General features: G+C 54.0%; 12 protein-coding genes. 7 read left to right on the top strand and 5 right to left on the bottom strand.

What is annotated here, in order from left to right; translation table 11 throughout:
- Positions 1-36 precede the first annotated feature (36 nt).
- Positions 37-465, bottom strand: a complete 429-nt coding sequence (locus FHS19_RS32320; RefSeq protein ID WP_312887402.1) for a DnaJ family domain-containing protein — start codon at positions 463-465, stop codon at positions 37-39.
- A gap of 202 nt (positions 466-667) precedes the next feature.
- Between FHS19_RS32320 and FHS19_RS32315 the strand changes: the two genes are divergently transcribed.
- Entirely contained in the window at positions 668-1,528 is an 861-nt protein-coding gene (locus FHS19_RS32315) for a CPBP family intramembrane glutamic endopeptidase (RefSeq protein WP_183587298.1), read from the top strand.
- Between the two features lie 200 nt (positions 1,529-1,728).
- Here the strand turns inward: FHS19_RS32315 and FHS19_RS32310 are convergent, their stop codons facing one another.
- Positions 1,729-3,195, bottom strand: a complete 1,467-nt coding sequence (locus FHS19_RS32310) for an MFS transporter (protein WP_183587296.1) — start codon at positions 3,193-3,195, stop codon at positions 1,729-1,731.
- 172 nt (positions 3,196-3,367) lie between these two features.
- On the opposite strand from FHS19_RS32310, the gene FHS19_RS32305 reads away from it, so the two are divergent.
- A complete protein-coding gene (locus FHS19_RS32305) occupies positions 3,368-3,796 on the top strand; it encodes a MarR family winged helix-turn-helix transcriptional regulator (RefSeq protein WP_183587294.1) in 429 nt (142 codons plus the stop codon).
- Positions 3,797-3,920: 124 nt separating this feature from the next.
- On the opposite strand, the gene FHS19_RS32300 is transcribed toward FHS19_RS32305, so the two are convergent.
- Positions 3,921-5,639: an ABC transporter ATP-binding protein gene (locus FHS19_RS32300; protein ID WP_183587292.1), complete on the bottom strand. Its 1,719-nt coding sequence runs from the start codon at positions 5,637-5,639 to the stop codon at positions 3,921-3,923.
- Positions 5,640-5,673: 34 nt separating this feature from the next.
- Positions 5,674-6,024 carry a VOC family protein gene (locus tag FHS19_RS32295; protein ID WP_183587290.1) on the bottom strand — a complete coding sequence of 117 codons (351 nt, stop codon included), beginning with the start codon at positions 6,022-6,024 and terminating at the stop codon, positions 5,674-5,676.
- Positions 6,025-6,309: 285 nt separating this feature from the next.
- Here FHS19_RS32295 and FHS19_RS32290 point away from each other — a divergent pair, with 285 nt between their 5' ends.
- From FHS19_RS32290 to FHS19_RS32280, 3 genes are all read left to right on the top strand, one after another.
- Positions 6,310-7,452: a tyrosine-protein phosphatase gene (locus FHS19_RS32290; RefSeq protein WP_246426948.1), complete on the top strand. Its 1,143-nt coding sequence runs from the start codon at positions 6,310-6,312 to the stop codon at positions 7,450-7,452.
- Between the two features lie 240 nt (positions 7,453-7,692).
- Positions 7,693-8,763, top strand: a complete 1,071-nt coding sequence (locus FHS19_RS32285) for an SPFH domain-containing protein (RefSeq protein WP_183587288.1) — start codon at positions 7,693-7,695, stop codon at positions 8,761-8,763.
- A gap of 12 nt (positions 8,764-8,775) precedes the next feature.
- Positions 8,776-9,873: a TFIIB-type zinc ribbon-containing protein gene (locus tag FHS19_RS32280; protein WP_183587287.1), complete on the top strand. Its 1,098-nt coding sequence runs from the start codon at positions 8,776-8,778 to the stop codon at positions 9,871-9,873.
- Positions 9,874-9,978: 105 nt separating this feature from the next.
- Here the strand turns inward: FHS19_RS32280 and FHS19_RS32275 are convergent, their stop codons facing one another.
- Positions 9,979-10,332, bottom strand: a complete 354-nt coding sequence (locus FHS19_RS32275; RefSeq protein ID WP_183587285.1) for a winged helix-turn-helix transcriptional regulator — start codon at positions 10,330-10,332, stop codon at positions 9,979-9,981.
- Between the two features lie 193 nt (positions 10,333-10,525).
- Here FHS19_RS32275 and FHS19_RS34675 point away from each other — a divergent pair, with 193 nt between their 5' ends.
- Positions 10,526-11,242, top strand: a complete 717-nt coding sequence (locus tag FHS19_RS34675) for an MFS transporter (RefSeq protein WP_204797583.1) — start codon at positions 10,526-10,528, stop codon at positions 11,240-11,242.
- A 116-nt stretch (positions 11,243-11,358) separates the two neighbouring features.
- Positions 11,359-11,934: an MFS transporter gene (locus FHS19_RS34670; RefSeq protein WP_204797585.1), complete on the top strand. Its 576-nt coding sequence runs from the start codon at positions 11,359-11,361 to the stop codon at positions 11,932-11,934.
- The last annotated feature ends 21 nt before the right edge of the window (positions 11,935-11,955 follow it).

Here is an 11,955-nt window from a genome sequence, read left to right as displayed (position 1 = left end):
CTCCTTAATCATAAAGTGGATGAACGTTTTATAGCATTAAACCCATTTGGGATAGGCATTCTCCAAATTCGCTCTGGACACCAGCCCCTTTTGCAGCATCGGGTGCGGCACGATCCGGTTATACGTTCTGATTTTGTCGTTAACCGCTTCGAGTTCGGCCCGAAGCTCGTGCTCCGAGCGGGGATTGTCAGCCAGGCGCTTCAGATCCGCGGCGATTTCCTTCCGCAGCTCGGCCCAAGGCGGCTGATAATTGTTTTTCTTCAAAATGCTGCTGAACACGTCTTCATCGTCGATCTTATGCGGCTTGCCTTTGCCGGGCAGATCGTCAAACCCGCCCCGCTTCGCAAAATCGTCAATAGCCGATTCCACCAGCCCGTACCGCGTGGACATGTTCTGGTAACGGTCTTCCGCTTCGGTCTTTTCGTCTTGATCCTCAGCTTTTTTGTTTTGATCTTCCCGTTCCACCCCAGTCACCTCTCCTTACCAGGATCGTCGATCCGTTATTTGGAGTCTATCGCATGTCGCATAACCCCATTGTAGCATACCCCGGTCTTTCCTCTGCATGTCGTATTTATAAAAGGCCGCAAATTACCGCCGGAGCTTTATAAATTCTTGATAATTGCCCGTTACTATAACCAATAACACCCAACAAGAGAGGAAGTTATCTATGAAAATAACATCTGTTCGCTCCGCGGCGTCATTCAGCATAACCGTGCTGCTGCTTACCCTGCTGGCCAATCTGTCCGGGAGCATGAATCTCGTCGCCATCAGCCAGCTTGCTCCCATGATCACCGTGCTTCTGATGCTGATCTTTGTATCCGGAAGAAGGGATTCTCTCCGTTCGTCGGGGCTTGGCACGTTTGGCGGTCTCCGCTGGTATTTTGCCGCCATCTTGTCCATCGTCCCGATTGGAATCGGGTTTCTTGCCGCGTGGGCTTTCGGGATCGTCCAACTTCCGTCGGCCGAATTCCTGAGCCAAGGCACAGCCCGTTTTACCGTTTCTGAATACGCCTGGTATATCACGAAAAGCTCCTGGGCTCCTCAGATGCTGATCAGCATGCTGATCTTTTCCTTCGGCGAAGAAATCGGCTGGCGCGGCTATTTGCAGCCCAAGCTGACGGAAGCTTACGGCATTCGGAAGTCCATTCTGATCACCGCCGCCGTATGGGCCTGCTTCCACTATCCATTTTATCTAAACCAATACAATACGGACGGGAATGTGTGGATCAGCCTGGTGCTGTTCACCGTCATGATCTTTCCGTTATCCGTGTATATGGGCTGGGTCCGCTGGCGGAGCCGCAGCATCTGGCCGGCTGTTCTCATTCATATGGTCATCAATTTGTCGCGGAGCTGGCTCGAGCAGCTGTTCTTTGATAAAGCTACAGGCTGGTCTTACGTGGCCGGGGAAAGCGGGATCATCACCATTGCGGTATGGGCGGCATGCGCGGCTGTAATCTGGATCAGGCTTGGAAAACGCGCCCGGGCTAAAAAGACTTCCGGTGAGCTTTCAGGCATGCATGCGGGTTAAGTTCGGGTTTGAGCAGGAAGCCTGTCACCGGTAACGGATTGTTAAACAAATCTGTTCAAAAAAAAGTGCAGGAGTAACAAAATAGGCGGTCTGCCCCATACCGGGTGCAGGCCGCCTATTGGTGGTGAAATGGTTCAAGCTGCTTAACCATCGTTCGTTCAGACCCTAAATCTTTCTGAAGGGGGATTCTTTGCCGAAAATCAAGCCTTAACTTCCCGCTCCCGGCGCTTCCCCGCCTTCGCCCGGTACATGCGCCAGCCCGTCAGAACGGCTGCCACGAGGCAGATGCAGGCCGACGTGCTGAACACGGCGTGCATGCCGCTTAAGAAAATGTCGGGATGTCCCGGCACCAGCCCGGTCACGCGCCGGCCGGCACGGAGGCTCATGACGTGGAACAGAATCGTCGTCGCGACGGTAATGCCGACGACCATGCCGACGTTCCGCACCAAGGAGTTGACGCTTCCGGCCGAGCCGAGCTGTGTGCGCGGAACTTGGGACATGACGAGCGAGTTGTTCGGTGACTGGAACAGGCCGCTGCCGATGCCAAGCATGGCGATCCAAAGCCCGACCAGCGCGAGTTGGCTTCCTTCATGCAGCCAAGCCAGGCCGAATTGGGCGATCACCATCACGACCAGGCCGGCAAAGGTGAGGAGCTCCGAGCCGATTTTATCCGACAGAGCGCCGCTGACCGGTGCCACGATGACCATGCAGATCGGAAAGAGCATCAGCAGAAATCCGGCGGCAAACGGCGATAAATTCAGCATGTTCTGGGCATAAAACGGCGCGATGATGTTAAAGCAGAAATTAGCCGTAAAGACGAGAAAGCCGCACAGAATGCTGATGGAGAAGAGCGGATTTTTAAACAGCGACAGATCCAGCAGCGCGTCCTTGCGAACCGCTTCGGTGCGAAGGAAGATGACCAAGGCCACCAGCGCGACGGCAAGGGAGAGTAGAATCCAGACGTTGCCGTATCCAGCCTGCTGCCCAAGCAACAGTCCCGCAAACAAAGTGATGATGAATACCGCAAACAGCGAGCTTCCTGGCACGTCGATCTTGGCCTTGACCCGGATCAAATCGGCCGGCAGCACCTTCCACCCCATAATGATCGCGATCAAACCGATCGGTACGTTGACCCAGAAAATGTACTCCCATCCAAGCGATGAAATGATGATGCCGCCCAGCGAAGGCCCGGCAATGCTTCCGAGGGAGACGAACGTGCCGATCAGACCCAGCGCTCTTCCCCGCTCCTTCGCCGGAAAAATATCGGTCAGAATCCCCTGGCTGTTTGCCATCGTCATCGAGGCTCCAAGCGCCTGAATGACCCGGGAGACGATCAGGAACGGCAGCGTCGTGCTGAACCCGCACAGCAGTGATCCGACAATGAAGATGATCGTGCCGATTTTAAAAATACGGATCTTACCTGCGATATCGCCCAGTTTACCGAAGAAAAGAATGACCGCGCAGATCGCCATCAGGTACCCCGTCGTCACCCATTCGATCTGGGCGATCGGCAGTCCCATCTGTTTGGACAGGACCGGCAGGGCGATGTTGACGATGCTACCGTCCAGCGTGGACATAAATGTAAATAAATTCAGAACAATGAGGATGATCCAGCGTTTCTTCTGGATATTCGCATCCTCTTGATACGTTCGCTGCATTGAACTCATGTGCTGCCTCCTGATCCTGTTCATAATTATTAGTTGCGCGCGCAACTAATTGGCAGTAACAGTGTACCTTAAATTAGTTGCGCATGCAACCATTTTGAGATAAAATATTTCCTGAATTACGTTTATCGTTCCCGTTGTCCCCCCACTTCATGATGAAAGAAGGTGCCGATGCATGCCGAACAAAGAACCGATTGGCAAGCTGATCTCGTACATCCACCGCCAAAACCAAAAAAGGCTCGCCAAGGAACTGGCTCCCTACGGCATCGGCGGCGGCGGACAGCACAGCTTCCTGAAGGTCATCCTGTATCAACCGGGCATTACGCAGGAACAGCTGACCCAGCAGTTGAAATTCGACAAGGCCACCACGGCCCGTTCGATCAAGCAGTTGGAAGCTTCAGGTTATATCGAGCGGAAGCCGGATCCGGACGACCGGCGTTCCCAGCTGCTGTATCCCACCTCCAAAGCCAAGCAGATGCGCCCGCAGCTGCATGCGATCCTGGATGATTCCAACCGGATTTTGACCAAGTATCTGACCCCGGAAGAGCAAGATCAGCTGATCTCTCTGCTGCACAAGGTCAGTTTGGCTCAGAAAGATGAGTAAAGGCAAAGGAGCCCCACGAGGATCGTGGAGCTCCTTTTTGATGATACAAGAAGGTATCAGCTTCGAAGATTCAGCTTCCTTACATCGCAAGTAAAACATCCGCTAAATGCGGTTCAATCCGATATTACGAATGCTGCGACTGGGCCAGGTGCAGCCGGCTGTAAATGCCGCCTGCCGCAATCAGCTCCTGGTGCATGCCCTCCTCGGCAATGCCATGCTCATTCACGACCATAATGCGGTCTGCATTACGGATCGTCGTCAGCCGGTGAGCGATGACCAGCGTCGTGCGCCCCTGCGACAGCTCGGTGAGCGCCTTCTGGATGGCGGCTTCCGTCTCGGTATCGAGCGCAGACGTCGCCTCGTCCAATATAAGGATCGGCGGATTCTTCAGGAACATCCGGGCGATCGACAAGCGCTGCTTTTGTCCGCCCGACAGCTTCACGCCCCGCTCGCCGATCACCGTATCCATGCCCTCTGGCATGGAACGGATCACTTCAGCCAGCGATGCGCGCTCCGCCGCCTTCCAAATCTCCTCATCGGTGGCATCCAAATTGCCGTACGCGATATTTTCCTTCACTGTGCCGGAGAACAGGAACACGTCCTGCTGCACGATGCCGATGTGCCGCCGCAGCGAATCCAGCTTGATGTCCCGGATATCGATGCCATCGATCGTAATCCGTCCTCCCTCCAGCTCGTAGAAGCGCGGCAGCAGGCTGCAGATCGTCGTTTTCCCCGCTCCGGAAGGACCGACGAACGCGACGGTCTCCCCCGCACGAATCGACAGATCGATGTTGTTCAGGATCGGTTTGGCCGGATCATAACCGAAGGTGACGCCCTCGTAACGGATATTGCCTGTAACCCGATCCAAGGCCACCGCATCCGGAGCATCCGCAATGTCCGGCACGGTATCCATAATTTCCAAATACCGCCGAAAGCCCGCAATTCCCTTCGGATAGCTTTCGATGACCGCATTGATCTTTTCAATCGGGCGGAAAAAGACGTTGGACAGCAGCAGGAACGCCATGAACTCGCCCAGCTCGATCCGTCCGCTGAGGAAAAACCAGGCGCCGCACAGCATCACGAACACGGTGACGAGGCGCATCATCATGTAGGTGACCGACATGCTTTTCGCCATCGTCTTATAAGCCATCAGCTTGGTCTGGCGGAAGTTCTGGTTGTCGACGTCAAACAGCTTCTTCTCATGCTCCTCATTGGCGAAGGACTGCACGATGCGGATTCCGCCGACATTGTCCTCGATCCGGGCGTTGAAATTCCCCACGTTCCCGAACAGCCGCCGGTACGTTGTCGTCATCCGGCCGCCGAAGTGAATGATCACCCAGGCCATAACCGGGATAATGATAAAGGTCAGCAGCGCCAGTTCCATGTTAATGGAAGCCATCAGCGCAAAAGAGCCGATCAGCGTCATAACCGCAATGAAAACATCCTCCGGCCCGTGGTGGGCCACCTCGCCGACGTCGTTCAGATCATTGGTGATCCGCCCCACCAAATGACCGGTTTTATGATTGTCGAAGAAACGGAATGAGAGCTTCTGGATATGGTCGAATAGCTTTTTACGCATATCCGTTTCAATGTTGATGCCCAGCATATGACCCCAATAGGTTACGATATACTGCAGCACCATATTAAGTCCGTAAATGGCCAGCAGCGCCAGACAGGCGATGACGATGATCGCCCAGTCCTTGCTGGGCAGCAGGTTATCGATAAAATGGCTGACGGCAAGCGGAAAAGCCAGCTCCAGCAGCCCTGCAAATACCGCGCACACGAAATCAAGGATAAACAGCCCCTTATACGGCTTGTAGTACGCGAAAAACCTTCGAATCATGGATGTATCACACTTCCTTGTTGTTATTTTACGGTTAGGCGTGAGCCAGGATATTGACTAGTTTACCAAAAGGGTCTCTTACATAGAAGCGGCGCACACCCCACGGTTCATCCGCCGGTCCGTATTCGATCCGAAAGCCCGCCTGCACCATGCGGTCCAGGGCTTCGTCAACGTCGTCCACTTCGATGGACAGATCCGGCACCGGGGTACCCGAGCCCCCTTCCGATGCCACGCTGACCTGAACATCCATTCGGGTATCGGTCCCGTATGTGGCGATCCATCCGTGGTCCATCCATTTCTCCAAACCGAGTACGTCCTCGTAAAAAGCCCGGGCGGCCGCAAGATCCTCAGCATAAATGTTCGTGACGATCCGCTTTACCTTCATGACTTCCATCCCCCTGTTCCTTTTACTTCCAAATTAATTATTCGACACCGATCGGGAACCCCCTGCCCGCATGCCGAATTTCCTATATTCTTCAGGCGGCATCCGCGAAGAGAACTTACTTCGATCACCGGGTCTGACGCCTTCATCGGGATTTATGTATTACGGACACGATTTTACCTTCCATTGATGCTCGGATAACATGTCTCCAACACTTCTCCCCCAAAATAAAAAGAACAACATGCATACAACATGTATTTTTCAAGACCAGAGGGGAGAACAATCACCATGATGAAAAAAACGATTATGCTGGGGACGGCCCTGCTGCTTTCGGCCACGCCGCTGTCGGCGGCCATGGCCAGCGCCGCTGCACCTGCGGGCAAAGCACCCGTGTCCGGCATTCAAGCCAAGGCCAAACAGAGCGGCTTTAGCGGGGCTACTGTGGAACGGGCCAAAGACGATACGCTGACACTGCGCTGGCAGACCACCGCCAATTTGGGTCCGGTTAAAGTTTACTGGAGCCCAGATCCGGACAGCGGCTGGAAAGAGCTTGCCCGGACCTACGCATCGTTTGGCGGCCTGCGAACGAAGGATCCGAATCCGGGCAGCCGCGTTTACTTTAAAGTGAAGGCGGCGAGCGGCGCCGTCATCCAAACCGCCGAGCGCCTGCTGCCGCTCCAAGGCGCCACCAACTTCCGCGATCTCGGCGGCTACAAGACTACGGACGGCAAAACGGTTAAATGGGGCAAGCTGTTCCGCTCGGACGAGCTGGCCGGGCTGACGGCAAGCGACATTGCTTATTTGCAGAAGAGCGGCCTGAAAACTATCGTGGACTACCGCACGGACGATGAAGTGAAGTCCAAGCCCGATCCGGTGATTCCTGGCGCGGCCTATGTCCGCAACCCGATCTTTGGCCAATCCGGAAGCGGCACCGACATCATGAGCTTTATGGCGAGCGGGGAATTCGACAAAATGGGCAAGCCCGGCGACGTACTGATCGCCGCCAACCGCGACATGGTCGACTCCCCTTCGGCTTACGTGAAATTGTTCGACATGATGCTGGATCCGGCATCCGCCGCGCTTGTACAGCACTGCACCGCAGGTAAAGACCGCACCGGCCTCGGATCGGCATTGATGCTGCTGGCACTCGGCGTACCGAAAGAAACTGTGGTACAGGACTTCCTGCTCAGCAACAAGTACCGCGAAGCATACAACAAGGCGGCTGTGGACGCCATGGTGAAGCAGTTTAACCTGACGGACGAAAATGCGATTGAAGTCATCACAGCGTTAATGGACGTCCGCCCGGAATATATCAACGCCGCTTTTGACGAAATGGCCAAAAAATACGGCTCGATCCAAGGCTTCCTGGAAAAAGGCCTGGGGCTGAGCAAAGACGAACAAGCGAAGCTGAAGCGAATGTATCTCGAATAGTCACATATCCGGTTCTTCCGGGTGCGAACCTAAAGACGACCTGTATGGCTGAAGCCATGACGGGTCGTCTTTTTTTCAGGGATAAGAAAGTACAACTTCCCCCTCTCCGGCGGATTTTGTCCTTTGGTGGCGCATGGTGATGAAACCTCATCGATTCGTTGAGACGGAGAAACCGGATTCACGTATAATAGAAAATAATTGTATGTTCCTTCTATATGGAATGAAGATGGAGGTTGAACGATGGGTTTGTTTTCTTTTATTAAAGGCCAATTTATCGAGGTTATTGAATGGACGGACAACACCAATGAAATCGTACATCAGTTTCCGGTATACGATAAAGCGATTAAGATGGGCGCGAGGCTGACGGTACGGGAATCGCAGGCCGCGATTTTTCTGAACGAGGGCCAGATCGCCGATGTGTTCGGCCCTGGCACGTATACCTTAAGCACGCAGAACATGCCGGTTCTGACGGCGTTAAAGTCATGGAAATATGCATTCAATTCGCCGTTTAAGGCTGATGTGTATTTTGTAAACACGCGTACTTTCACAGACCAGAAATGGGGAACGACCAATCCCATCATGATGCGGGATCCCGAATTCGGAGCCATCCGGATACGGGGATTCGGCAGCTACGCGTTCCGTGTACAAGATCCGGCATTGTTTCTTAAGGAAATTTTCGGGACGCAGTCCTCATTCGGTTCGGACCAAATCGGCGGTTATCTCAAGTCGGTGATCGTGTCCGGTGTGAGCGACCTGATTGGCGAGGCCAAAATTCCGATCATGGATCTCGCGCTGCAGTACGACGAGCTGAGCTCCGCGCTCCGAACCAAGCTGGAGCCGATTTTCAACGCCATGGGTCTGTCCCTGTCCGGATTTTTTATTGAAAACATTTCACTTCCGGAAGAAGTCGAAAAAATGATCGACCGCAAATCATCCATGAATATTGCCGGCAATCTCGATCAGTACATGAAGTTTCAGGCCGCCGAATCGCTTCGCGATGCAGCCAACAATCCCGACAGCGGGCTGGCAGGCGCCGGGGCAAGCCTCGGGGCGGGCATGGCCATGGGACAAATGTTCAATCAAGCCATGAAGCCTTCGGCAGGTGCTGCGGAAACGCCATCTGCCGCGCCTTCCAATCCGCCAGCCGTTGATACCGAGCCCTGCGCCCAATGCGGCCAAGGACTCAAAGCCACCGAGAAGTTTTGCCCGGAATGCGGTACGCCGCGGCCGGAGAAAAAATTTTGCGCGGAGTGTGGGGGCAGCTTGAGCAGCACGATGAAATTCTGTCCGAGCTGCGGCAATAAAGTGTAGAGGAGAGCGCTTATGTCCGTCGAAGCACCGATCCGCTTCCCCTGCTCGGGCTGCGGGGCGCAAATGATTTTTGATACCGAAACCCAGCAGATGAAATGCACTTATTGCGGAAGCCTGGCTCCCATTGAACAGCCCCGTTACCCGTTCGAGCCCATTGAATTCGAGCTGGATTTCGCGGATGAAGAAGATAAGGCTTTGAAAGACTGGGGGACCGAGCAGCAGGCCGTGCAATGCGAAAACTGCGGGGCCCAGATGCTCCTGCCTGCCGCGCAGACGGCGGCTCTATGTGCATTTTGCGGATCCCCCAAGGTCCTGCCTCAAGGGGATCCGGACAGCATAAGGCCCGAATCCATCATCCCCTTTCACATCTCGAAGGATGAGGCGAGCGCCCTGTTCCTGAAGTGGAAGAAGAAAAAATGGTTCGTGCCAAATGCCTTCAAAAAGCAGCAAACCCGCTCGAATGTTTCCGGCATTTATGTCCCCTTCTGGACCTTTGATGCCCAGACCGATTCCGACTATTCGGCAGAGGTGGGAACCTATCATTATCGCACGGAGACGCGTACCCGGACTGTTGACGGGAAAACAGAGACGTACGAGGAACAGGTCCGCTACACCGTGTGGCACTGGACTTCCGGCTCTTATGATCGGTTTTTCAACGATGTGCTTGTTCCTGCTTCCAAACAACACGACACCCGCCTCATGGAGCAATTTGACGATTTCAGCCTGGAGGACCTTCGACCATACAAGCCTGAATATTTAAGCGGCTTTGTGGCGGAAAGGTATACCGTGCCCCTGCGTGAGGGTTGGAGTGACGCCGTATCGCGGATAGACGACAGCCTGGAAGATTCGATACGCCGGCAAATCGGCGGGGACGAACTGCGCAACCTCAGCATCGATACCCGATATTCCGAGCGGACCTACAAGCATATCCTGCTGCCGCTTTGGAACGCTTCTTACACGTACAAGGAGAAGACTTATCGGTATATGGTCAACGGGGAGACGGGCAGCATCAGCGGCAAGGTCCCGCGCAGCGGATGGAAAATTACGTTCTTCACCCTTTTCTGCGTGCTTGTGGTCGCCGCCATTATTTTGTATTTTTATCAATACTAAGTTACCTATCGGACGGATTCTTAAAATCCGCAAATCATAAAATGGGAATAAAAAAAGAGTTCAGCTTGGCTGCTGAGCTCTTTTTTAGTTTCTCCACGGCTTACGTCATATGTTCGAGCTTGCCTGCTTCTCGGTCGATCCCTGAATGTACCGCTCTCCCCATTCGCACATCACATCGATGACCGGCCGAAGTGACTGGCCCAGCTCGCTCAATTCGTACACAACTTTCGGCGGGACCTGGTTGTATACCGTCCTGATGATCACCCCATCCTCCTCCAGCTCTCTAAGCTGCTGGGTCAGCATTTTTTGCGTGATGCCCGGGGTCAATTTTTTTAGCTCGCTCGTTCGTTTCGCTCCATAGGTTAAATGGCATAAAATGAGCGTTTTCCATTTCCCCCCGATGACTTCCAGGGTCGCTTCTATAGGTATATTAAAAGTTTGCGGCATACTCGTTTTCATGGCATTTTTCCCCCGCTCAAAATAGGTACTTTTGGGTTCCTATATTACCTTTTGGTAAAAATGACACAAAAAAGTGCGTACTTCTGTTCCTCGATTATATGATACATAATCTCCTTGTGCCAATAAGAAATCAGCAGACCCTATCCACTGGTTCTGTTTGGAATGATTATTCATGAGGAGGAGGACATATCAAATGAAGGTAAATGGTCAAATGTTTCAAAGTTCCGGCAAGCTTCCCTGGGGCTTATTGTTCGTTTTGTGCGGTGCTATTTTTCTGGAGGGGATCGACGTGTCGATGATGGGCGTGGCTCTACCCTCGATCCGTGCTGAACTGGGCATGTCGACCGGTTCGCTGCAATGGGTAGTCAGCGCCTATGTCCTGGGGTATGGCGGCTTCATGCTGCTGGGAGGCCAGGCAGCCGACCTGTTCGGGCGAAGAAGAATGTTTCTGGTATGGCTCGCAGTTTTCTTTGCTTTCTCCGGGCTAGGAGGATTATCGACCGAAGGCTGGATGTTGATCACCGCCCGGTTCGTTACAGGCATTAGTGCAGCGTTCATGACTCCGGCCGGCTTATCCATTATTACGACAAGCTTTGCGGAAGGTGCTGCACGTAACAAGGCCTTGCTTGTATATGCCGGGACAGCGGCTGCCGGGTTTTCACTGGGTCTTGTGGTTGGAGGCATCTTAAGCGAGATCAGCTGGCGGTGGGTTTTCTTTGGTCCCGTCCTGCTGGCATTCGTGATTCTTCTAGCCGCCATTCGCCTCATACCGGCCTCCGGTCGGCCGGAGGCCTCCTCCAAAGGCTTCGATCTGGCCGGTGCAACCAGCGTCACGGCGGCTATGCTGCTTCTGGTTTACGGTGTCGTGGAATCCTCCAACCTGGACTGGAGCTGGACCCCGGAATACTAGCCTGCAGTGCCCTGCTTTTTGGTCTCTTCGCAACCATTGAACGACACTCGGCTGCCCCCTTGGTACGCCTTGGCATATTTTCTGCCAGCTCACTCGTACGGGCAAACCTGGGTGCCATGTTGTTTGCCGGCTCTTTTTTCGGGTTCCAATTCGTGACAGTGCTCTATCTCCAAGAACTGCGAGGCTGGTCATCTCTGGAAACGGGTCTTGCCCTGCTCGCCGTCGGTGTCGATTCCATACTCGCACCTACCCTGACCCCCAAGCTGGTAAACCGTTTCGGCAATATCCCGGTGATTTTCGGCGGGTTCTGCCTTGCCGCTGTAGCTTACGCCCTATTCCTTCCCATCGGTTTGGATTGGACCTATGCAGCGATGTTCCCGACGATGATCCTGACGGGCCTCGCCTTTTCGCTGACTTACGGACCTTTAACCATCGCCGCCACGGACGGCATAGCGGAAGAAGAGCAGGGGCTCGCCAGCGGTTTATTGAATACCTCCTTCCAGTTTGGCGCCGCACTCGGTTTGGCAGTCGTAACCGCTGTACAGATCAGCGCTACAGGTTTCGACAAATCACCGCATGCGCTGCTCGACGGCTACCGCACGGCGATGATGGTTCCGATTGCCGCTTCCCTTCTCGGAATTGGTATCACCGCCCTCGGCCTTCGTAAACGCTCGCCGGTAGTGAACAGATAAATATTAAGTAGCTCCGTCCGC

This window comes from Paenibacillus rhizosphaerae, from assembly GCF_014192015.1.
Lineage (GTDB): Bacteria > Bacillota > Bacilli > Paenibacillales > Paenibacillaceae > Paenibacillus_AQ > Paenibacillus_AQ rhizosphaerae.
The sequence above is the reverse complement of the archived record's forward strand: the minus strand, read 5'-3'. Positions and strand labels throughout refer to the sequence as shown.